Source organism: Flavobacterium sp. EDS, assembly GCF_020991525.1.
Taxonomy (GTDB): domain Bacteria; phylum Bacteroidota; class Bacteroidia; order Flavobacteriales; family Flavobacteriaceae; genus Flavobacterium.
On the sequence record NZ_JAJMOZ010000010.1, the window covers coordinates 107,507 to 129,809 of the forward strand.

Here is a 22,303-nt window from a genome sequence, read left to right on the forward strand (position 1 = left end):
TGTATTTTTTGTATGTGCCAAATGTAATTCAATTTATTAATTACATTCTTTAAAATATTGTGATCTAAATATTTGCGATAAAATTAATCGCAAATCTATTTTTATTTTATCAAGGACACTTATGTGCCCTTGAATACTAATGCTATTATTTTACGTTAAAAATCTGTTCAAGAATTTTAATTGTAATTAAATAAGTTGGCTTTACCCCTGTTGTTCCTAATCCGCCTGAAGCCAATGTACTTCCTGTTTCTAATGGATTATCTGATGCATAATAAGCATATCTAACCTTTATATCGTGCGGAACACTTTTTCTGATTTTTGAAGCCGATTGAATCGCTTTTTGATAATACGACCCTTCCATTTCAAGACCAATAACACCCCAAGTAGATTCATGGAAGAATTTTAAAAGATCACGGTTCTGCAACGAAGTTCCTAATACGGTAACCATTGCACCCTCAAAAACGGCAATATCATTTCCTTCAAACATTGCTCCTGTTAATTCATTTTCGAAATAATAGTTATCAGCCGTTCCTTCATTTATATGCGCTGTCGGAATCATGATATCTCCTTTTCCTCCTTCTAGAATCCCTGCTTTACCCATAATCGAAACCGATTTTACATTAAGAAGTGTTTCTTTTTTAAATGGTTTTAATAACTCATCAATGGTTTCATAAGCTTGCTCTCCAAACGCATAATCCATAACAATGATTACTGGTTTCTTTTCGTCTAAATCAGCTTTAGGAAATGCCGTTTTAGCCCAATCAATCTTAGCAGTATCAAAAATTTGTACGTCAATATTAGTACCTGAAGCATCAGGTAAAGAAATCATTCCATTTTTCAATGCAAGCGCTTCAACGTCTTTACGTATTGTTGCTCCCGATTTACTTAGTTCTTCATAAATAAAGAAATCCGATTTGTCTTTGAATTTAGTTTTTAATAAAGGCGTTGCAAAAATTGAATTCATCACACTATGCATATTAGCACTTATTACGTGTATAGGACGATCTAAAAGCGAATTTGCTTTTAAAACCTCCTTGATATTCGTTGCCCATATTTCTCCGTGAATATGGTGTCCTAAACGCTCTCGTAAAATAGGACTAAATGTAATTGTACGTTTATTATTTTCAACAACTTCTTCAATCGCTAGTTTACCTAACCAATAGATAATATGTAAAAAACGATCTGGCTCAGCTTCAGAACCAAAAGCGTCATAGATATTTAGAACTTCTTCAAATGTTCTTCCTAAGATATTTGCAACATGCGATATTGCCTTTTCTTTTTCTATAAGTGGTAACTTTTTTGTTTGCATTACTGCTAACTCCAATTTTAACCAATCACGTGAAACTTCGCCTCCATCATCTAATAAAACTCTATTTCTAATTTTATGAGATTCAATGAAAATAAAAGTCAAGTGGGTCAAAATATCATAGATATCTGAACGTCCACGAGTAATTTCTACGTTCATTTGTTCCTCATCAATTCTATAACAATTTCTTCTTCTTTTTGGAGGAACAATTGCTTGAAAATGGGACTTCGAGTATCCTTCGTCAGAAGTTAGATTAATATAACGGCATTCCTCAATTCCTATCGGAAGTCGTTCTATAACATACAAAAGCCCATTAAGCTCTACTTTTTCTTCGGCAATATTTCCATAAATTTCTGGTCGCAAAGCTAATAATGCTTCACGTAATGTATCGCCCGAAATTCCCATTGGTTTGTAAAAACCTCTGTTAAACAAATGGCGCATTGTAATGTACATTTTTTCAATTGCAGCTGATGATTCCTGTGCTCTTGATCTCGAAATGTTTTTTGATTCTTTCATTCTAAATATATTTTTTAAACTTTTAAGTTTTATTGTTTTTTTAATACGTCTGCAATATCTCTATTATTAGACAGTCGCGGGATCTTATTTTGTCCTCCTAATTTTCCTTGTGATTTCATATAATCTTGAAAACCATTTTTGGCAACTCTAGTTATTACTACTTTTTGCAAAATGTTTCCTGTAATCAAATCGTCGTAATAAATGTTTTGTTTACGCATGGCATCATCTATTGCTTCTGCGAAAGTTACTATATTTTCTGGTTCATTTTCAAATTCTACAAGCCATTCATGATATGGTAATCCTTCTGTTGGATTAATTTGTGGCGCAACAGTAAACTCATTAATTCTAACATTGGTATTTTCCATAGCAGTTTTCATTGCATTTTCGACCTCATTAGCAATAACATGCTCTCCAAATGCCGATATATAATGCTTAATCCTTCCAGAAACAATTACACGATGCGGATATAAAGAGGTGAATTGTACCGTATCTCCAATATTATAACCCCAAAGCCCAGCATTTGTTGATATAATCAAAACATAATTTACACCTAACTCTACTTCTCCAATTGTTAATCGTTTTGGGTTCTCGCTAAAGAACTCCTCTGCTTTTATAAACTCATAAAAGATCCCAGAATTCAATAATAAGAGCATTCCTTTTGATTTTTGAGAATCCTGATAAGCAAAGAAACCTTCAGAAGCAGGAAACAACTCAATACTATCTACTTTTCTTCCTATCAGGTTTTCAAACTTTGCGCGATAGGGTTCGTAATTAACTCCACCGTAAATAAAGAGATTAAAATTTTTGAATAAATCCCCTACTTTCTTACCACTTCTTTCTTCTAGACGTTCAAAATACATTTGTACCCAAGATGGAATACCCGAAATAATAGTCATATCCTGATCTATTGTTTCATCAACAATTGCATTAATCTTAGTTTCCCAATCCTCAATACAATTGGTTTCCCAAGATGGCATACGGTTCTTTTGAAGATATTTTGGAACAAAATGAGCTGCAATTCCAGATAATCGTCCTAGTTTTATTCCATTTTTCTCAATCAATTCTGGACTACCTTGTAAAAAAATCATTTTTCCATCTACAAAGTCTGTTTTTCCAGTTTCATGTATGTAATGTAAAATAGCATTTCGAGAAGCTTCAATATGATAAGGCATTGATTCTTTGGTAAGCGGAATATATTTTGCTCCCGAAGTGGTTCCAGATGTTTTAGCAAAATAAAGTGGTTTCCCTTTCCAAAGAATATCTTTCTGACCTAATTGCACTTTATCTATATACAATCTTAAATCTTCATAATCTCTTACAGGTACTTGCTTTTTAAAATCTTCAAACGTCTTTATTTTATCAAAATGGTGGTCTTTTCCAAACTCAGTATCTTTTGCAGCTTTTATTAAACTCTTAAAAACTTTCTGTTGAGTTTCAATAGGTTTCTTAGCCCAAGTCTGCGTATTATTATAAATTTTGCTGGCAAATAATTTTGCAGCGACTGATTTTATAGACATTCTTTATTTTTGTTTTTTATCACTTTTATCCTTTTTTACAGAACTAGTGTTTTCTTTTTTTTCTTCGTTTGCCACTTCTTCACGCAATTTTAATTCTTCTTTAGAAGGAGCTAAATTCACATCTTCCTCTTTTAGATCAACACTTGACAAGATAGAATCTTTATTAAATTTAGCATATTCTAATTGACCTGTCAGCACTTTTTGGATAGATTTAATATACGCTTCATTTTTCTTTAATGCAACTGTTAATGAGTCAGATTTTAAAGCCAATTCTGTTGCATTTCTTTTTAATTCAGTCGATGAATATCCCGGAATAAATTCTCGTAATGGTGTAAAAGCGATTATAAATGTGGTAATTAATATCAAAAAAATAGCACCTAAAGTTGCAACTACAAAAACATTCATAAGATTTAACTTAAAAGAAAAAATCTCTTCAAATGTATCCTCATTCAAAATAACTAATCTGTTTTTGACAAATAATCTGTTTCTGAATTTAATTCGTTTTAATCTTTTTTCTGTCATTGTGGTACTTTAATTGACAAATATAATAATTAATAGTATTGATAAAACGGTCAAAACAGAATACGATAGGCTTTAAAATAGCATTTTATAAAATATTTAACGTGACTAGAAAAAAATATTTTATAGTAAAACTAATTCAAATTAACTAATTCTGTATACCTTTGCCTTTATTATATACAAATTTGCTCCGGCAATTAACTATTGAATCATGGGAAGATTAGGTGTTACAGAAATCCTTGTTATATTAGCAGTTGTTTTATTACTTTTTGGAGGTAAAAAAATTCCAGAATTAATGAAAGGTTTAGGTAGTGGAATTAAAGAATTCAAAAACGCTGCTAAAGACAATGATCAGCCAGCTGATAAGAAAGAAAAAGAAGAAGATAAACCGGCTTAATTTATTTAATAAATTATAGGTCTTATAAATTCCAAATCCCAGTAAAATATTATTGGGATTTGGAATTTCTTGTTTTATAATATCATCGTCAACTGAATACGTTTTCTCTCTTCGTCAACCTCAGTTACTTTTACATCAACATGTTGATGCAATTTTACCACTTCGTTTACGTCGCTTACAAAACCTGCTTTAAGCTGGGAAATATGAACCAAACCGCTTTCTTTAACACCGATGTCAACAAAACAACCAAAGTTGGTGATGTTATTAACAATTCCTGGTAAAATCATACCGGTTTTTACATCTTTTATGCTTTTTACATTCGGATCAAATTCAAAAACCTTAGCCGATTTTCTCGGATCTAAACCTGGTTTTTCTAATTCTTTGATAATATCCTTTAAAGTCAATAAACCAATTTCTGGCGTAATATAATTCTCTGGTTTAATTAAAGCTGTGCGTTCTTTATTGGCAATAAGATCATTAACCGTTAGTTTTAAATCTTTCGCCATTTTTTCAACAATTCCATATGCTTCAGGATGTACTGCCGAATTATCCAACGGATTTTTAGCATTAGTAATTCTAATAAAAGCAGCTCCTTGCTGATATGCCTTATCACCTAAACGAGGCACTTTTTTTAATTGTTTACGATCTTCAAAGGGGCCATTTTCTGAGCGATATTGTACTATGTTTTCGGCAAGCTTCTCTCCTATTCCACTAACATAACTCAATAAATGTTTACTCGCTGTATTAATATTAATACCTACCGAGTTTACGCAACGAATTACGGTATTATCCAGCTCTTCTTTTAATTTTGACTGATCTACATCATGTTGGTATTGTCCTACTCCAATAGCTTTTGGATCGATTTTTACCAATTCGGCCAACGGATCCGAAAGTCGTCTTCCTATAGAAACTGATCCTCGCACAGTAACATCATAATTAGGAAACTCATCACGAGCGATTTTAGATGCTGAATATACCGAAGCTCCTGCCTCAGAAACTATAAAAACCTGAACTGGTTTGTCAAATGCAATTTTTTTAATAAAAAACTCCGTTTCTCTAGATGCCGTTCCGTTTCCAATAGAAATTGCATCTATTTTATAAGAATTTACCATAGAGCGGATTTTTTTCATCGCCATAGCATCTTCATGTTGTGGTGCATGCGGATAAATGGTTTCATTGTATAACAAATCTCCTTTTTCGTCCAGACAAACCACTTTACAACCACTTCTAAATCCAGGATCAATGGCTAGAATACGTTTTTCACCCAATGGTGGGGCCAATAATAACTGTCCTAAATTATTAGCAAAAACCTGAATAGAATTAGCATCAGCTTTAGCTTTGGCTTCTTGCAAGGTTTCATTTCCTATAGCAGGATTCAACAACCGTTTATAACTATCTTCAATTGCTAATTGTATATGTGGTGTTGTATTATTTTGTCCTTTTATAACCAGTTCATCAATAACATCATACGCTTCATCAATATCAACCTCTACTTTCATTTTTACAAATCCTTCGTTTTCAGCACGAAGCATTGCTAATAATCGGTGTGATGGCGCTTTTGTTAATGGCTCTGACCAATCGAAATACTGATTGAACTTTTGCGCATTCTCATCATCTTTTTTTGTTTTTACAACCTTAGTTGCAATTGTCGATTTACGTTGGTATAATCTTCGTAATTGCTTACGAACATATATATTTTCGTTGATCCATTCCGCAATGATATCACGAGCACCTTGTAAAGCGGCTTCTTCATTAATAACATTATCATTAATATATCGTGTCGAAATAAAATCAACATCGTCATTGCCTTGCGACATGATAATCTTAGCCAACGGCTCAAGTCCATTTTCACGCGCTACATCGGCTTTTGTTTTCTTTTTCTTTTTAAACGGAAGATAAAAATCTTCTATCTCTTGTAAATCAAAACTTTGTTCAATTTTTTGCTTTAATTCAGGAGTAAGTAACTTTTGTTCTTCTATCGATTTTAAAACTGCTTCTTTACGTTTTACAATAACTTCATAATCTTTCTGAAGTTTTGCAATTTGCTCAATTACAACTTCGTCAAGATTTCCAGTGGTATCTTTTCGATATCTAGAAATAAACGGAATAGTGCAATCTTCCTCAAGTAATTTAACCGTGTTTTGAATGTTTATTGCTGCTGTTTGAACAGACTTTGCAATGAATTGAATATTAGTCATGCTTTTAATGAAATAATTTCTTAATTATAAATTGATATAATTTACTTATTAAAATGAAATAGCAAATTAATCAATAATTCTGCTAAAATAATATCTTTGTTCTTAATTTTAAGCCAATGAAAGTTTTATTACCGTATTTTTTTATCGTAAATAGTATTGCCTTTATTTTAGCTGGATATGATAAATATTTGGCAATCAAACATAAACGTAGAATCTCCGAAAATACATTGTTTGCAATAACTGCTCTTGGTGGTTCATTAGGATTGTTACTAGCAATGCTATTGTTTAAACATAAAACGAGTAAACCTTCTTTTATTATAAAATATACAGGAATTATTTTCCTTCAGATAGCAATTGCTGTCCTTATGTTTATTTATTACAATGATACTGAAACTCTTGCTTGGTTTATAGTAAGTGCCAATAAATAGTGCTGTTTTTATATTGTTAATAACTACACAAATACTTATTTATCAAATAATTAAATCTAACATTAAAAGATTTGATTATACTATTGCTGGTATATTTATCATTAAGATTCTCATTTAAAAAAATAGTAGCACTTCCCTTGATAATTACAATCTAAAAAACGCTGTTTTACCTATACAATCAAATAATAAATGAGTTTGTTTTTATGTTGTTAATAACTCCATAAATACTTATTTATCATATAATTAAATCTAACATTTTTAAATATTTGCTTATATTGTTTCTGGTATATTCATTGTTAACATTGTTATTATAAAGACATAAAACAACTAAATACTCTTTTATAACAAGATAATAGAACTGTCCTTGGTAATTACTATCTAAAAAGCATTGTTTTGCTTATAGAATCAAATAATAAATGAGTTTGTTTTTATGTTGTTAACAACTCTGCAAATACTTATTTATCAAACAATTAAATATAACATTTTTAAATATTTGCTTATATTAATTCTGTTATATTTATCATTAACATTGTCATTATAAAAAATAGTAGAACTGTCCTTGATAATTACTATCTAAAAAGCGTTGTTTTGCCTATACAATCAAATAATAAATGGGTTTGTTTTTATGTTGTTAATAACTATGCAAATACTTATTTATCAAACAATTAAATATAACATTTTTAAATATTTGCTTATATTAATTCTGTTATATTTATCATTAACATTGTCATTATAAAAAATAGTAGAACTGCCCTTGGTAATTACAATCTAAAAAGCGTTGTTTTGCCTATAGAGTCAATTAATAAATGAGTTGTTTTTATGTTGTTAATAACTATATAAACACTTATTTATCAAATAATTAAATCTAACATTTTTAAATATTTGCTTATATTAATTCTGCTATATTTATCATTAACATTGTCATTATAAAAAAATAGTAGAACTGCCCTTGGTAATTACAATCTAAAAAGCGTTGTTTTGCTATAGAATTGATTAATAAATGAGTTGTTTTTATGTTGTTAACAACTCTACAAATACTTATTTATCAACTAATTAAATTTTAAAAAAGCCGGATGAATTGAAAAAATTCACCCGGCTTACTATTTTATAGGTGCGAAGCACCCATTTTTTTGACTTATTTACTGACAAGCAATCTTATTTACTCTATTTTGGTGTCTTCCACCTTCAAATTCAGTATTTAAAAATGCTTCAACCATTTCTACAGCTTGTGGAATCGATGTAAAACGCGCTGGAATACTAATAATGTTAGCATCATTGTGCAAACGTGTTAAAACCGCAATTTCTTTAGTCCAACATAAACCAGCTCTCACTTTCGGATGTTTATTAACAGTCATTGCAATTCCATTTCCGCTTCCGCAAATAACAATTCCAAAATCAGCCTTACCTTCAGTGATATCTGTAGCAACTGGATGACCAAAATCTGGATAATCTACAGAATCCTCAGAATCTGTACCATAGTTAGTTACTTCATGTCCTTTTGCTTTAAGCATAGCAACAATTGCTTTTTTATATTCTGGCCCTGCGTGATCGTTTCCTATTGAAATTTTCATTATTAAGTTATATTAAGTTGTGTCCTGCAAATTTAGCCAATTAATAAATGACTGCTATCAATTTCTATAATTTTCATTTATTTTTTACTTAATAACTTTTAAAAACATAGTTTTTATAACTCATAGATATTGGTGAAATTCGTAGTATAAAAACTTAAAAATATAACTCATTTAGTATCAAAATATTAACACTTATTAACATTATTAATAACTCCATAAGTACCTAGTAATCAATGAAAGATAAACATCTTTTTTGTTAATTTTTTATAATGTTAATAGCAAAACGCAATTGCTTGATATTCAGTTAACTTTAAATTAACAACTTTTGTTAATAACTACAGAAAGAAAATTAGAAGTTTTTTTTGGTTGTGTCATAAAAAAACCTAATCCAAAATTGGAACTTAATAACCTAATAAAGTTTGGAGATTTTTTGGAAAAGTTATCAATATCAAAAAGTGCATTTTCAACAAAAATCAACATATGAAGTTATCTACAAAATGAATTCATTTTAGGTTGTTAACCAATGTTAATTAAAATCTAAAAACTCTTAGAAACTAATCCTTTAACAAAATATAAGTATGTTGATAACTCTATATAACTAAGAGAAACTTCATTTCAATGCTTTTAAAAATAAATTTATATGACATATTAACACACTATAATAACAACCAAAAATTAATTAAATTTAAATTTTTCTTTTTTTAATATATAATATATGTTGACAACTTTGAAAATTGAAAAAGAAAAAAAATTGAAATTTTAGATTTAAACGATTGAAAGTGGACTATTGAGATTGTCAAGAATTTCCTGAACTCTTTCGAAATCCTCTGGATGAACGTTGAGTTTGATTCCGCCCAAAGCTGCAGAATAGAAAGGAGCCACCGATAAGGTCATTTCGTTCTCTAGATAGTATGGAATGTCTTCTTGTTCTAGTAAGTGCTTTAGAACGACTGTTTCGTGCAGATAATTGAATATAGCAATGGTTTTAAAGCTTTGCATAAAGGTCTTTCTGTAAAGATACGAAATGAACATTACGAAAAATTAGTAGATGCAATTAATTTAAATATACAGATTGGAAAATACCTCTGAAAATCAATAGGTAGCAGTGTTTGAAAGTTATATTTTTAATAAAATGGAACCTAAAAAGCATTATCTGATATCTTCTTTGTAATTTTAAACCTTATAAGAAAAGATATATGAGTAAGAAAATTAGAAAACCGATAAAGAATGAGAAAGATTTCTCTAGTAAGATTATAAAAATTTTATCGCAACATGCTAATAAACCATTTAATTACAAACAAATAGGAGCGAAGCTCGAACTAGACGATACTAAAAGTCGTAACCAAATTATAAAAGATTTAAAAATTCTGGCTTCTCAAAATAAGATTGTTGAATCAGAACCAGGAAAATATTTAATTAAAGCTGTTAGTCAGGATTATTACGAAGGTACGATTGATATGACAAGTCGTAAAACAGCTTACTTTATTTGTCCAGATTTTACCGAAGATGTTTTTATTCCCACAAATAATTTAAATCGTGCACTAGATAAAGATAAAGTAAAAGTTTACGTTTATAACAGAAGAAAAGGGAAACGTCCTGAAGGAGAGGTAATTGAAGTAATAGAAAGAAATAAAACTGACTTTGTTGGAGTTATTGACATTCAGAATAACTTTGCTTTTGTTTCTACTGCAAATCCTAAAATGTACACTGATATTTTTATTCCAAAGGATAAAATAGGAGAGGCTCAAAACGGTGATGTAGTTTTAGTTACGATAGAAGATTGGCCAAAACGTGCAGATAGTCCATTTGGTTCAGTAGTAAAAGTTTTAGGTAAACCAGGAGAACACGATACCGAAATTCATGCTATTTTAGCTGAATATGGTTTACCATCAGATTTTCCAGTAGAAGTAGAGGTTTATGCACAAAAGATAGATACTTCTATACAAGAAAGTGAAATAGCTAAGCGTCGCGATATGCGAGATACGCTTACGTTTACAATAGATCCAAAAGATGCAAAAGATTTTGATGATGCATTATCATTCAAGAAGTTAGAAAATGGAAATTACGAAATAGGAATTCACATTGCTGATGTTTCGTATTATCTAGAAGAGGGAACAATTTTGGATGATGAAGCATATCAACGTGCAACTTCGGTATATTTAGTCGATAGGGTAGTACCAATGCTTCCAGAAGTGTTATCTAACTTTGCATGTTCATTGCGTCCTAATGAAGAGAAATATACTTTTTCAGCAGTTTTTGAAGTATCAGAGAATGCACAAGTTATTAACCAATGGTTTGGTAGAACAGTAATATATTCGGATCAGCGATTTGCTTATGAAGAAGCACAATATATCATTGAAACAAAAGACAATACAATTCCAGCAGAAACTTCTATTACAGGAAGTTCATATGTTGTTTCAGATGAAATTACAAATGCTACTTTAAAACTTGATGAATTAGCTAAGATTTTGAGAAAGAAAAGAATGGCTAATGGGGCTATTTCTTTTGATAAAGTTGAAGTTAAATTTGATTTGAATGCTGAAGGAGAACCTGAAGGAGTTTATTTTAAAGTATCAAAAGATGCCAATCATTTAATCGAAGAATTCATGCTTTTGGCCAACAGAAAAGTTGCTGAATATATTGGTAAACAAAAGAAAACATTTGTTTATAGAATTCACGATGAACCAAATGAAGACAAATTAATTGCAATGCAATCGGTAATTGCTAAGTTTGGTTACAAGATAGATTTCCGAAATAAAGGAGATATATCAAAATCATTAAATGCTTTAATGGAAGAAGTTAATGGTAAAAAAGAGCAAAATTTAATTGATACTCTTGCAATAAGAAGTATGAGTAAAGCCAAATATTCGACAGATAATATCGGACATTATGGTTTGGCTTTTGATTATTATAGCCATTTTACATCGCCAATTCGTCGTTATCCAGATGTTATGGTACATAGATTATTGCAATATTATCTAGATGGAGGAAAATCTGTAGATGAAGAAACATATGAAACCAAGTGTTTACATTGTTCAAACATGGAAGGTTTAGCAACAAATGCAGAACGTGATAGTATTAAATACATGCAGGTTAAATACATGCAGGATCATAAAGATGAAGAGTTCTTGGGAGTTATTTCAGGAGTTACTGAGTGGGGAATTTATGTAGAAATAGTATCAAATAAATGTGAAGGAATGGTAAGAATCAGAGAGATAAAAGATGATTATTATACTTTCGATGAAAAACAATATGCACTTGTAGGTGCTACTTCTGATAAGATATTACAATTAGGCGATGAGATTTACGTTAAAGTAAAAAATGCCGATTTAGTTAAAAAACAATTAGATTTTCATTTTTTAAGAAGAGCAGAGTAAGAAGTAAAAATTTAAAAAAGAAAAACATGAAAAAGTTATTAATAGGAGTTGCAATTTTATTTGTACAAGTATCATTTGGTCAGGTAACTAAAAACTTAGGAGATTTTGATAAAGTTAAAGTATTCGATAAATTGAGTATTACATTAATTCATTCTTCAGAAAATAAGATAGTTATAAAAGGAAGCAGAGAGAGTGAAGTTGAAGTTGTTAATAAAAATGGAGAATTGAAATTAAGAATGCCATTTCCAAAACTTTTATCTGGAGATGATATATCAATACAGTTATATTACAAACGTATTGAAAGCATTGATGTAAGCGAAGGAAGTATAGTTTCAAGTAAAGAAACATTCAAACAAACAACTATCGATTTAAATTCTAAAGAAGGAGGAGAAATCAATGTAATTTTGGATGTTGATAATGCTAAAGTAAGAGCAGTTTCTGGAGGAACAATCAAAGTATCTGGAGAAGCAAGCAATCAAGTTGCTAATTTAGGTTCAGGAGGAATTTTACGAGCTAAGGGATTACATACCTCACAAACGACAATAAGCGTTTCTGCGGGAGGAAATGCCGAAATCTATGCTACTACCTTAGTTGATGCAAAAGTGAATGCTGGTGGCTATATTTACATCTATGGTAAACCAAAACAAATTAACCAAAAAACTGTTCTTGGCGGTAGGATTGAAGAAAAAGAATAAAACGAAATTGTATTTTAATGATAAATGATATTATAGCAGGGATTCCATGGGGAGTATTTTTAAGCTTTATGGTAGGCCCGGTATTTTTTATATTACTAGAAACTAGTATTACCAAAGGTTTTAGAGCCGCATTAGTTTTTGATCTAGGAGTAATTCTAGGAGATATTTTCTTTATAGCGATTGCTTATTTAGGAAGTTATAGATTAATTAAAAGTTTACAAGATAAACCCGCCCTTTTTATTTTTGGAGGTATAATCATGTTGGCTTACGGTATTATTTCGTTTATACAACTCAAGAAAGAAGCTAAAATAAACGATGAAGAAATAGACCGTGATATCATCAAAAGAAACTATGGAAGTCTTTTTGCAAAAGGCTTTTTCCTAAATGTTATTAATATCGGAGTACTTGGTTTTTGGGTTGCAATAATTATTTCTATTGGACCAAAATTAGAAATGCAAACATCAAGAATGATGACATTTTTTGTAACAGTTGTATTAACTTATTTGATTATTGACTGTATAAAAATTGTTTTAGCAAAGCAATTAAAATCTAAAATGACACCATCTAATATTCTTAAAATTAAAAAAGGAATTAGTATAGTTTTAATGATTTTTGGATTTGTTTTAATAGTTCAAGGATGGTTTCCAAAAGAAAAAGAAATGGTAAAACATGCTTTTGAAAAGATAGAAAAGTAGTTGTTAATAACTGCAAAATATAGTTTTAAACCTCTCATTACGAGAGGTTTTTTTATGTTTAAAAATTTAAAAATTCTTTGTAAAAGTTCTAAACCAAGGGTAGGGAGGAACTTAAGTTTTACGCAAAATAATCCTCAATCTTGTCATTTCGAGGAACGAGAAATCTCCACGAGTAGCTCGAAAATTTAAGAGAAAAACTGTGAGTTAGCTTCTTGCGAAGATTTCTCGTTCCTCGAAATGACAAAAGTGCGCAGACTAACTTTAAACTTAAGTTTTTATTAAAGCTTCTTACAGTCAAAGCTTAAAATTTTGACAAAGGTAATAACACTGTTTAATAAGACTTCGACTCCGCTGATTTTGAAAATATTGAGGAAAAATTAAGCATAAAAAAAAGAGATACATTTCTGTATCTCTTCTTGAGGCATCGTCCGGATTCGAACCGGAGTAGGAGCTTTTGCAGAGCCCAGCCTAGCCGCTCGGCCACGACGCCATTACTTGAACGGATGGCAAAAGTAACCATAATCTTTAAATTTTAAAAACTTAAAGCCAACTATTTTTTAAATTTTTTAAAAGAAATAAAATTTCATTCTAATTATTTCTTTCTAGTTTCTTTCATTCTAATTGTAACCGACTCAACATCACCACCAATAGGAGGGTTAATCTTTGAAACTTCAACAATTGTTTTTGTGATCATTGGAATCTCATCAAGAACCCTTGTAATGATTCTTTTGGCAACATGTTCCAATAATTTAGATCTAATGGTCATTTCTTCGGCTACAATTTTGTTTAAATGTACATAATCAACCGTGTCAGCAAGATGATCAGACTCGGCAGATTTTCTTAAATTGGCATGAATTTCTAAATTCACTTCATAATCAGATCCAATTTTTCCTTCTTCAATTAAACATCCGTGGTAAGAAAAAGTACGGATATTTTTTAGTTTAATAATTCCCATTTTTTAATTTAATTTCTTGCTCTAAGTTTCAGATTTACTGAGAAGTTTCCAAAGAAAACTGTAAACTGTAAACCGAAAACTATAAACTTTTTTATCTTTGCTAAAATTACTATAAATAATGGCATCAGAAGAAAAATCACTCAATTTTATTGAACAAATCATAGAAGAAGATTTAAAATCAGGTTTATCAAAAGATAAGCTTCATTTTCGTTTTCCACCAGAACCAAATGGTTATTTACATATTGGTCATGCAAGTTCTATTGCTTTAAATTTTGGATTAGGAATTGATTATCAGTCACCTGTAAATTTACGTTTTGATGATACCAATCCAGAAAAGGAAGAACAAGAGTTTGTCGATGCAATTAAAAAAGACGTAGAATGGCTAGGATATACTTGGTCAGAGGAACGTTATGCATCTGATTATTTTCAGCAATTATATGATTGGGCAGTTTTATTAATTAAAAAAGATAAAGCATATGTTGATAGTCAGTCTTCTGAAGAAATGGCTATTCAAAAAGGAACTCCATCAACAACAGGTACAGATAGTCCATTTAGAAATCGTTCTGTAGAAGAAAATTTAGACTTATTTGAAAGAATGAGAAACGGAGAATTTGAGGCTGGAACTCATATTTTACGTGCAAAAATAGATATGAAATCTACTAATATGTTGATGCGTGATCCTATCATGTATAGAATTTTACACAAGCATCATCATAGAACTGGAGATGCCTGGAAAATTTACCCAATGTACGATTGGGCACATGGACAAAGTGATTATTTAGAAAGTATTTCACATTCATTTTGTACGCTTGAATTTTTGCCTCACCGTGAATTATACGATTGGTTTTTAGATCAAATTATAGATGATAATAAGTTGCGTCCTAAGCAAAGAGAATTTGCAAGACGTAATCTTTCGCATACAGTTGTAAGTAAAAGAAAATTACAACAATTAGTTAAAGAACAACATGTTAATGGTTGGGATGATCCAAGAATGTCAACTATTTCCGGATTACGAAGAAGAGGATATACTGCAGCTTCATTACGTAATTTTGCTAATTCAACAGGAATTGCAAAACGAGATAATTTAATAAGTGTATCGGTTTTAGAGTTTTGTATTCGTGAAGATTTGAACAAAATAGCACCACGTGTAATGGCTGTTTTAGATCCGGTAAAATTGGTAATTACTAATTATCCAGAAGGAAAAGAAGAGTTACTTGATGCAGAAAATAACCAGGAAGATGATACTGCAGGATTTAGAAAAGTCCCATTTTCGAGAGAGTTATATATAGAAAGAGAAGACTTTTTAGAAGAAGCTCCAGCTAAGTTTTTCCGTTTAACATTAGGAAAAGAAGTGCGTCTTAAAAATGCTTATATCATTAAAGGAGAAAGTGTTATAAAAGATTCAGCAGGTAATATTACTGAAATTCATGTTACTTATGATACAGATTCTTTAAGTGGAAGTGGAAGTGAAGCTAGCCAACGTAAAGTATCAGGAACCTTACATTGGGTTTCGATTGCACATGCTATAGAAGCTGAAGTTCGTTTGTATGATCGTTTATTTATAGATGAAGCTCCAGACAGTTATAAAGATAAAAATTTCTTAGATTTTGTAAATCCAAATTCGCTAGAAATTGTTACTGGATTTGTTGAACCAAGTTTAGCTACAGCTCAAAATGAAGATAAATTTCAATTTCAACGTTTAGGGTATTTTACTGTTGATAAAGATTCAACTGCTTCTAAACTAGTATTTAATAAGACAGTAGGATTAAAAGATGCTTGGGAAGAAAAAGGTAAAAAGGAAGAAAATAGCATTAATAATTCTTTAAAAGACATCAATAAATATTTTAAAGTTGAAACTAAAGCTGAACGTTTGGTAATTGAAAATGCAATAGGGGAGAGTATAGCTGCTATTTCAAGTTTTTCATTATTACAAAATTCATTAAAGAAGAATATTAACAATAATAAGAGTTCGTTATTATTTGCTCAATTCATTCTGAAATATTCAAATTTAAAATCATCTGATTTTGAAGAAGAAGAAATAAAAAAATTATATACCATGTCACTAAGAAGTGAATCGACTTATGTTCGTTCGAAAGCACTTTTGAATTTAAGAGATTTGGAAACAGAAAATTTTAGAAATCAGTTTGAAGAAGAAATTCAAAAATTAAATTCAAACCCTCCAAAAAATGCTTCTGATAGAGAAAAAGAAATTTTGGAAGAAATGTTAAAAAAATAATATCAGTTTTAGTTATCAAAAAGCGCTTTTTATAAGCGCTTTTTTTATTATTTATAATTTCTATTAAAATGTAAAAATTGATAGTTTTATTATATTAAAATAAACCTCCATAAATTGATTTTAAGACGTTTTTAATAATCAGTCAATGTAATTATCGTTTTTATAAAAATAATTAATTAGCGTTCTTTATTTTAATTTTAGACTAAATTTTAAGATGATTTTGTCGTTGTTAACATCGAAATGTTTATAAGTACAAAATCTTTACAATTCTGGTGCTTTTATCAGATTTCAATTCAAATTTTTTACTTAGCGACAGTTTTACATTTTTTGATTTTAAAATCATTTTAATTCCTCAAAAAAAAATTTCTAGTAAGAGAGAAAACGTTTTGTTAAAATGGAATGAAAACCAGTAATCAGTTTTATTTATGTAAACTATGTATTATTTATAGTTTTATCTATTATTAATATTAATTATTATTTTTGTAATTTATATAGTTTTTTTAGATTAAAAACAGCTTTTATATATTGTTTTTAAGGCGTTTTTATAATTATAACGACTCTATTATTGGTTTTGTAAAAATGATTGATTAGCGCTCTTTATTTTAGTTTTAGACTTAATTTAAGCTTGATTTTGTCCTAATTGACATTGAAATGTTTATAAATACAGTATTTTTCCCATTTTGATAGATTTTACTGATTTTCAATTCAATTTTTTGCTCTGTCTATATTTTCTTTTATATTTTTCAAAATGAAATCTTAAGATTATCTCGTTTCCTGAAATAATAGAAATTTGTCCAGTATGAAAATTTTATTTTAAAAATAGGATAAAAACTAAGTATCAATTTTAATTATACAAAATATAATTATTTATAGTTTTTAATATTATTTATATATATTATGGTTTTATATTTTGTTATAGTTTTTATATATTAAAAACAGCTTCTATACATTGTTTTTAAGACGTTTTATAAAAATAGATAACTCTAATATTGGTTTTATAAAAAGGATTGATTAGCGTTCTTTATTTTAGTTTTTAATCAAATTTAAGATGGTTTAACGCGTTTTTAACATACAAATGCTAATAAATGTATTATTTTTATGAAAAGCCAATTAAGCAAATTTTTATAAAGTGGATTTATTCATTTTAAGATAAAAATGGAATGGGCTATGATTATAGAATTATTTCTTAAATCTTAAAATTTGATTTTATGTAAATTTTAGTTTTTGAATAGTTTTAGATGGAATTATTAAAATTAATTTATCGTTTGTATTTTGTTTATGGTTTAGTTTTGATAATACTTTTTTTTACAAAGTGTTTTTTGATTTTATTTCATAAATATCAAAATCAACGAAATTGATTTTTTGATTATTTTCAAAATTGTTTATTTCGTTTCAAAATCTGCTTATCGAGGTTTACTTTATTAAGTTGAACTTAAAATCAGAAATTATGAAAATCAAATTTTTAATATTAGGATTATTATTTACGAGTTTTGCTTTCTCTCAAACTCATGAAATTCTCAAACATAACGGAGAAAAAATAGATGTCAATTATATAAAACAAGATAATGATCTTATTTACTATTCATTGAATGGTAGTCAGGAACAATTTGCAATTAGTAAATATGCAGTTTCTTCTCTTAAAGAAAAAGCAAGTTCTAAATCAGAATCTATTTCTCCTAAAATTCTAGTAATAGACAAGAAGGATTATAGTTTGGTAAAAGTTTTAAAACCTAGTCAAACTATCGGACTCAAAGAAGTTGAAACTTTTTCAGGATTGTCTACAAAAACAAAAGGGGAATCTCCTTTGGCTTTAAAGGAACATACTGAAAGACGTATTAAAACTAAGTCTGCAGATAATGGATATCCATTTGTAGCAATAGTCGAAAAACCAGATGGTAAGTATCAAGCAATTGCTTATGTATATTAAAATTATATTAAACATTTATTTATAAGAATTTTATCTATATAAAATTGATTATCTTTAGTATCAACTTTTAAAATTTATAGTTATGTCAAACAACACAGGAAACACAATATTAGCACTTCTTACTGGAGCAGCAATTGGAGCAGGAATTGGAATTTTGTTTGCACCAGATAAAGGTTCAAAAACAAGAGGACGTATTAAACATGGAATTGATGATGCAAAACATAATTTGAAGCACAAATTAGAAACATCAACAGAAGGTTTACGTGATAAGTTTTTAAATGCTAAAGAAGATTTAGATGGTACATATGAGAATTTGCTTTCGAATATGAGTCACAAAACAGAAGAAGTAATTTCTTTTCTTGAAACTAAATTAGCAGATTTGAAAACTCAAAATGCTAAACTTCAGAAATAAATAGCCTTTTTTTAGGCATTAGCGAAGTACACATTGGACTTTAATTGTTATTGTTTCAAAAAATTTAATTAATTTTAAGAATTGCAATAGATTGGTTTCATTGTGTACTTTGTATTTTTTATCAAATCAACTAAAATAGTTATTTATGGCTTTTGAAGAGTTTAAAGAACATACCGAAAATATTCAAGATCAGGCAAAAGCCTATGTTGATAGTCACCTTGCTTATTATAAATTGTGGGGTTTTAAAGTTGCAATGAAATCTACAACAGTAATTTTTAAATTTATTTTGATTTTACTGTGTTTTAGTATGGTTATGTTGTTCGGATCTGTTGCGGCTGCTTTTGCTATTAGTGCTGCTTTAGGCAGTTACACTTTTGGATTTCTGATAGTAGGAGGGATCTATTTACTAGCAACGATACTCATTTTCTTCATAAAAGATAAAATGGTAGAAGGACCAATTTTAGAGAAATTTTCAGAAATCTTTTTTAACGACTAAATTATGGAAACTAAAAAATACTCATCATATGCTGAAATTGAAAGAGAATTGGAAATTCTAAAAATTGAGAAGCAAATTAATTATCAGAAGTTAGTTTTAAGTGTTCAAAAAACTAAAGAATCTTTAGAACCTCAAAATATAGTAAACGGATTTTTAGGTTCATACAAAACAATACTTTCTAATTCATATATAAAAATAATACAAGCGGCGATTCCTTATTTAATAGGATGGTTTATAAACAAAAAAAGAGGCCATTAAGCCTCTTTTTAAATTTTACATATAAATTATTCTTCTGTTTCTGGAGCTTCAGGTGCTTCATAATCTGGTTTTACTTCTGTCTTTGGTTTTACTTTTTTATTCGTTCTCTTCATCATTTCGCCAACTTGGTTCGATGCACTAAAAGAAGCTACCATATTATTTAGCATGTCGCTTCCTGCTTGTGGTGAATTTGGTAACAAGATTAAGTTAGAATTTGCATCAGCACCAATAGCTTGTAATGTATCATAATGTTGAGTAACTACAATTAAAGCAGAAGCTTCTTGTGAATTAATCCCCACTTTATTTAAAACATCAACACTTTCTACAAGACCTCTCGCAATTTCTCTTCTTTGATCTGCTATACCTTGACCTTGTAATCTCTTACTTTCAGCTTCCGCTTTTGCCTTAGCAACAATTCTAATTCTAGATGCTTCTGCTTCAAATTCTGCTACAGTTTTTTCTCTATCAGCAGCATTAATTCTATTCATTGCATTTTTAACCTGGATGTCTGGATCAATATCAGTTACTAATGTATTGATAATTGTATATCCATAAGTAGTCATTGCTTCATTTAATTCTCTTTTTACTGCAATTGCGATATCATCTTTTCTTTCAAAAACATCATCTAATTTCAATTTAGGAACTTCGGCACGAACAACATCAAATACATAAGAGGTAATTTGATCGTGTGGATATTCTAATTTATAAAATGCATCATACACAGTTTCTTTAATAACCATAAATTGAACTGAAACTTTAAGTTTTACAAAAACGTTGTCTTTAGTTTTTGTTTCAATGATTACATCTAGCTGTTGGATTTTAAGATTTACTCGCCCAGCAATTCTATCAATCATAGGTATTTTTAATTGTAAACCTGATGTTCTTACACTTAGAAATTTTCCGAAACGTTCTATAATTACAGATGTTTGTTGCTTTACTGTAAAGAATGACGATAAGAAAATAAATAATCCGAAGATTAAAAGAATAATAATTGGAATGTTCATAACTGATAAATTTAGTTTAAATATTAACGGTCAAATTACGAAATTTCTTCCATTTTAATACGTTATGTTTTCATTAAAATAAAAAAGCGTTAAGAATAGCCTCTATTGGTATTCTTAACGCTTTTATTAATTATAGTATTTATTTGTTTACAAAGCTACTATTGCTTTTTGTATTCTTGAGATTGTTTCTTCTTTTCCTATGATTTCAACAATGTCAAATAGGTGAGGACCTTTTAAAGCTCCAACCAAACTCAAACGGAAAGGTTGCATAACTTTACCCATTCCAATTTCATTTTTAGTCATCCAATCTTTTACTATAGTTTCAATATTTACAGAAGTAAAATCTTCAATATTTTCTAGAACAGATGTAAGTTCTTGCATTAATGCAGGAGTTTCTTCCTTCCAGTTTTTACTTGCTTTTTCATCATATGATGTAGGAGCTTGAAAAAAGAAATCACTTAATTCCCAAAATTCTGAAACAAAATGAGCACGTTCTTTTATCAGAGAAACTATTTTTGTTGTCAGTTCTAGCGGAGTCGAGAACCCTTTTTCTTCAAGAATAGGAGAGAAGTCCTTAGCTAAATCTTCATTATTTTGTTTAATCAAATGTTGGTGATTAAACCATTTGTTTTTCTCTGGATCAAATTTTGCTCCTGATTTGTGTACTCTGTTCAGATCAAATGCTTCTACTAATTCATTTAATGAAAAGATTTCTTTGTCAGTTCCATCGTTCCAGCCTAATAAAGCTAGAAAGTTAATAACAGCTTCTGGGAAAAATCCTTTCTCTCTGTATCCAGATGAAACACCTTCTTCCGTTTTCCATTCTAATGGAAATACTGGGAAACCTAGTTTATCACCATCTCTTTTAGATAATTTTCCGTTACCAATTGGTTTTAGAATTAATGGCAAGTGCGCAAATTCTGGTGCATCCCAACCAAAAGCTCTGTATAGTAAAACATGTAAAGGCATAGATGGTAACCACTCTTCACCACGAATTACATGAGATGTTTCCATCAAATGATCATCTACAATATTTGCTAAATGGTAAGTAGGCATTCCGTCACTTTTAAATAAAACTTTATCATCTAAAAGATTAGTTTCAAACTTAACTTCGCCACGAATAATATCTTGTAAATGCAATGTTTCGTTAACCGGAGTTTTAAAACGGATTACATAATGTTCGCCATTAGTAATTCTCTTAGCAGTTTCATCAGCAGAAATTACTAGAGAAGTATCCAGCTTTTCACGGTTATGATGATTGTATATAAAAGTTTTTCCTTCTGCTTCGTGTTGTTTTCTTAGAGCATCTAATGATTCCGGAGTATCAAATGCATAATACGCCCAACCTGAATTGATCAATTGATCAGCATATTGTTGGTATAAATGTTTACGATCACTTTGTCTGTATGGACCAAATTTTTCATTTTTTCCAACAGTTTCATCTGGAGCAATTCCTAACCATTCTAAAGCTTCCATAATATAAGCTTCGGCTCCAGGAACAAAACGGGTTTGATCTGTATCTTCAATTCTAAGATAAAAAACACCGTTATGTTTTTTTGCAAATAAATAATTAAATAGGGCAGTACGAACACCACCAATATGTAATGGTCCAGTCGGACTTGGTGCAAAACGCACACGAACTTGCTTTGACATTTGTTTAAATTTTGATGCAAAGATACGATTCTAATTAGAGAATTTGAATATGAGTTTTAATGTGATAATGTGTTGTTTGCAGTTCAATTGACTAATTATCTAATAGATCATTATCTAATTAAAATTATTACTTTTATAGGTTA

19 protein-coding genes and 1 tRNA gene are annotated in these 22,303 nt (G+C 29.5%); 10 read left to right on the forward strand and 10 right to left on the reverse strand.

Annotation, left to right across the window (positions count from 1 at the left end):
* Positions 1 to 145: 145 nt before the first annotated feature.
* Genes LPB87_RS14880 through LPB87_RS14890 form a run of 3 tightly spaced genes read right to left on the reverse strand, consistent with a single transcriptional unit; the run spans position 146 to position 3,861 of the window.
* Positions 146 to 1,822: a hypothetical protein gene (locus LPB87_RS14880; protein ID WP_129540361.1), complete on the reverse strand. Its 1,677-nt coding sequence runs from the start codon at positions 1,820 to 1,822 to the stop codon at positions 146 to 148.
* Between the two features lie 29 nt (positions 1,823 to 1,851).
* Positions 1,852 to 3,339: a GH3 auxin-responsive promoter family protein gene (locus tag LPB87_RS14885; protein WP_230728411.1), complete on the reverse strand. Its 1,488-nt coding sequence runs from the start codon at positions 3,337 to 3,339 to the stop codon at positions 1,852 to 1,854.
* 3 nt (positions 3,340 to 3,342) lie between these two features.
* Positions 3,343 to 3,861, reverse strand: coding sequence for a peptidase (locus tag LPB87_RS14890; protein WP_129540359.1), 519 nt, complete (start codon positions 3,859 to 3,861; stop codon positions 3,343 to 3,345).
* 208 nt (positions 3,862 to 4,069) lie between these two features.
* Between LPB87_RS14890 and tatA the strand changes: the two genes are divergently transcribed.
* Entirely contained in the window at positions 4,070 to 4,255 is a 186-nt protein-coding gene (gene tatA, locus LPB87_RS14895) for a twin-arginine translocase TatA/TatE family subunit (protein WP_129540358.1), read from the forward strand.
* 74 nt (positions 4,256 to 4,329) lie between these two features.
* On the opposite strand, the gene LPB87_RS14900 is transcribed toward tatA, so the two are convergent.
* The gene (locus LPB87_RS14900) at positions 4,330 to 6,453 is read right to left on the reverse strand and encodes a Tex family protein (protein WP_230728412.1); all 2,124 of its coding nucleotides are present in this window, start codon (positions 6,451 to 6,453) and stop codon (positions 4,330 to 4,332) included.
* Positions 6,454 to 6,569: 116 nt separating this feature from the next.
* On the opposite strand from LPB87_RS14900, the gene LPB87_RS14905 reads away from it, so the two are divergent.
* Entirely contained in the window at positions 6,570 to 6,881 is a 312-nt protein-coding gene (locus LPB87_RS14905) for a DUF1294 domain-containing protein (RefSeq protein WP_129540356.1), read from the forward strand.
* 1,139 nt (positions 6,882 to 8,020) lie between these two features.
* Here the strand turns inward: LPB87_RS14905 and rpiB are convergent.
* Together rpiB and LPB87_RS14915 are read right to left on the reverse strand one after the other, a co-directional pair.
* Complete coding sequence (gene rpiB, locus LPB87_RS14910; protein WP_129540355.1) at positions 8,021 to 8,452, reverse strand: ribose 5-phosphate isomerase B; 432 nt, start codon at positions 8,450 to 8,452, stop codon at positions 8,021 to 8,023.
* 765 nt (positions 8,453 to 9,217) lie between these two features.
* A complete protein-coding gene (locus LPB87_RS14915) occupies positions 9,218 to 9,451 on the reverse strand; it encodes a DUF2007 domain-containing protein (RefSeq protein WP_129540354.1) in 234 nt (77 codons plus the stop codon).
* A 197-nt stretch (positions 9,452 to 9,648) separates the two neighbouring features.
* On the opposite strand from LPB87_RS14915, the gene rnr reads away from it, so the two are divergent.
* The 3 genes from rnr to LPB87_RS14930 are packed head-to-tail and all read left to right on the forward strand — an operon-like array spanning position 9,649 to position 13,219.
* Complete coding sequence (gene rnr / locus LPB87_RS14920) at positions 9,649 to 11,829, forward strand: ribonuclease R (RefSeq protein ID WP_230728413.1); 2,181 nt, start codon at positions 9,649 to 9,651, stop codon at positions 11,827 to 11,829.
* A gap of 26 nt (positions 11,830 to 11,855) precedes the next feature.
* Positions 11,856 to 12,524, forward strand: coding sequence for a head GIN domain-containing protein (locus LPB87_RS14925; protein ID WP_129540352.1), 669 nt, complete (start codon positions 11,856 to 11,858; stop codon positions 12,522 to 12,524).
* 17 nt (positions 12,525 to 12,541) lie between these two features.
* The gene (locus LPB87_RS14930; RefSeq protein ID WP_129540351.1) at positions 12,542 to 13,219 is read left to right on the forward strand and encodes a LysE family transporter; all 678 of its coding nucleotides are present in this window, start codon (positions 12,542 to 12,544) and stop codon (positions 13,217 to 13,219) included.
* A 419-nt stretch (positions 13,220 to 13,638) separates the two neighbouring features.
* On the opposite strand, the gene LPB87_RS14935 is transcribed toward LPB87_RS14930, so the two are convergent.
* Both LPB87_RS14935 and folB read right to left on the reverse strand, forming a co-directional pair.
* Positions 13,639 to 13,709, reverse strand: a tRNA-Cys gene (locus LPB87_RS14935).
* Positions 13,710 to 13,811: 102 nt separating this feature from the next.
* Entirely contained in the window at positions 13,812 to 14,174 is a 363-nt protein-coding gene (folB, locus tag LPB87_RS14940; protein ID WP_230728414.1) for a dihydroneopterin aldolase, read from the reverse strand.
* 118 nt (positions 14,175 to 14,292) lie between these two features.
* Between folB and LPB87_RS14945 the strand changes: the two genes are divergently transcribed.
* The 5 genes from LPB87_RS14945 (at position 14,293) to LPB87_RS14965 (ending at position 19,503) form a co-directional block, all read left to right on the forward strand.
* Positions 14,293 to 16,410 (forward strand): glutamine--tRNA ligase/YqeY domain fusion protein, encoded by a 2,118-nt coding sequence (locus LPB87_RS14945; protein WP_230728415.1) that lies wholly within the window; start codon positions 14,293 to 14,295, stop codon positions 16,408 to 16,410.
* A 1,447-nt stretch (positions 16,411 to 17,857) separates the two neighbouring features.
* Positions 17,858 to 18,337 carry a hypothetical protein gene (locus LPB87_RS14950; protein WP_230728416.1) on the forward strand — a complete coding sequence of 160 codons (480 nt, stop codon included), beginning with the start codon at positions 17,858 to 17,860 and terminating at the stop codon, positions 18,335 to 18,337.
* Between the two features lie 82 nt (positions 18,338 to 18,419).
* Positions 18,420 to 18,749 (forward strand): YtxH domain-containing protein, encoded by a 330-nt coding sequence (locus LPB87_RS14955; RefSeq protein ID WP_129540347.1) that lies wholly within the window; start codon positions 18,420 to 18,422, stop codon positions 18,747 to 18,749.
* 145 nt (positions 18,750 to 18,894) lie between these two features.
* Positions 18,895 to 19,245: a competence protein gene (locus LPB87_RS14960; protein WP_129540346.1), complete on the forward strand. Its 351-nt coding sequence runs from the start codon at positions 18,895 to 18,897 to the stop codon at positions 19,243 to 19,245.
* A gap of 3 nt (positions 19,246 to 19,248) precedes the next feature.
* Positions 19,249 to 19,503, forward strand: coding sequence for a DUF6327 family protein (locus tag LPB87_RS14965; protein ID WP_129540345.1), 255 nt, complete (start codon positions 19,249 to 19,251; stop codon positions 19,501 to 19,503).
* Between the two features lie 26 nt (positions 19,504 to 19,529).
* On the opposite strand, the gene LPB87_RS14970 is transcribed toward LPB87_RS14965, so the two are convergent.
* Together LPB87_RS14970 and gltX are read right to left on the reverse strand one after the other, a co-directional pair.
* Positions 19,530 to 20,507, reverse strand: coding sequence for an SPFH domain-containing protein (locus tag LPB87_RS14970; RefSeq protein ID WP_129540344.1), 978 nt, complete (start codon positions 20,505 to 20,507; stop codon positions 19,530 to 19,532).
* Between the two features lie 147 nt (positions 20,508 to 20,654).
* Positions 20,655 to 22,160, reverse strand: a complete 1,506-nt coding sequence (gene gltX / locus LPB87_RS14975) for a glutamate--tRNA ligase (RefSeq protein WP_129540343.1) — start codon at positions 22,158 to 22,160, stop codon at positions 20,655 to 20,657.
* Between the last annotated feature and the right edge of the window lie 143 nt (positions 22,161 to 22,303).

Bases quoted from the DNA above. Each gene is read 5' to 3' on its own strand.
- LPB87_RS14930 (WP_129540351.1), top strand. From the start codon at position 12,542: ATGATAAATGATATTATAGCAGGGATTCCATGGGGAGTATTTTTAAGC.
- LPB87_RS14960 (WP_129540346.1), top strand. From the start codon at position 18,895: ATGGCTTTTGAAGAGTTTAAAGAACATACCGAAAATATTCAAGATCAG.
- gltX (WP_129540343.1), bottom strand. From the start codon at position 22,160: ATGTCAAAGCAAGTTCGTGTGCGTTTTGCACCAAGTCCGACTGGACCA.
- LPB87_RS14945 (WP_230728415.1), top strand. From the start codon at position 14,293: ATGGCATCAGAAGAAAAATCACTCAATTTTATTGAACAAATCATAGAA.
- LPB87_RS14905 (WP_129540356.1), top strand. From the start codon at position 6,570: ATGAAAGTTTTATTACCGTATTTTTTTATCGTAAATAGTATTGCCTTT.
- LPB87_RS14955 (WP_129540347.1), top strand. From the start codon at position 18,420: ATGTCAAACAACACAGGAAACACAATATTAGCACTTCTTACTGGAGCA.
- LPB87_RS14965 (WP_129540345.1), top strand. From the start codon at position 19,249: ATGGAAACTAAAAAATACTCATCATATGCTGAAATTGAAAGAGAATTG.
- LPB87_RS14890 (WP_129540359.1), bottom strand. From the start codon at position 3,861: ATGACAGAAAAAAGATTAAAACGAATTAAATTCAGAAACAGATTATTT.
- LPB87_RS14915 (WP_129540354.1), bottom strand. From the start codon at position 9,451: ATGCAAAGCTTTAAAACCATTGCTATATTCAATTATCTGCACGAAACA.
- rpiB (WP_129540355.1), bottom strand. From the start codon at position 8,452: ATGAAAATTTCAATAGGAAACGATCACGCAGGGCCAGAATATAAAAAA.
- LPB87_RS14950 (WP_230728416.1), top strand. From the start codon at position 17,858: ATGAAAATCAAATTTTTAATATTAGGATTATTATTTACGAGTTTTGCT.
- rnr (WP_230728413.1), top strand. From the start codon at position 9,649: ATGAGTAAGAAAATTAGAAAACCGATAAAGAATGAGAAAGATTTCTCT.
- LPB87_RS14900 (WP_230728412.1), bottom strand. From the start codon at position 6,453: ATGACTAATATTCAATTCATTGCAAAGTCTGTTCAAACAGCAGCAATA.
- LPB87_RS14885 (WP_230728411.1), bottom strand. From the start codon at position 3,339: ATGTCTATAAAATCAGTCGCTGCAAAATTATTTGCCAGCAAAATTTAT.
- tatA (WP_129540358.1), top strand. From the start codon at position 4,070: ATGGGAAGATTAGGTGTTACAGAAATCCTTGTTATATTAGCAGTTGTT.
- LPB87_RS14880 (WP_129540361.1), bottom strand. From the start codon at position 1,822: ATGAAAGAATCAAAAAACATTTCGAGATCAAGAGCACAGGAATCATCA.
- folB (WP_230728414.1), bottom strand. From the start codon at position 14,174: ATGGGAATTATTAAACTAAAAAATATCCGTACTTTTTCTTACCACGGA.
- LPB87_RS14970 (WP_129540344.1), bottom strand. From the start codon at position 20,507: ATGAACATTCCAATTATTATTCTTTTAATCTTCGGATTATTTATTTTC.
- LPB87_RS14925 (WP_129540352.1), top strand. From the start codon at position 11,856: ATGAAAAAGTTATTAATAGGAGTTGCAATTTTATTTGTACAAGTATCA.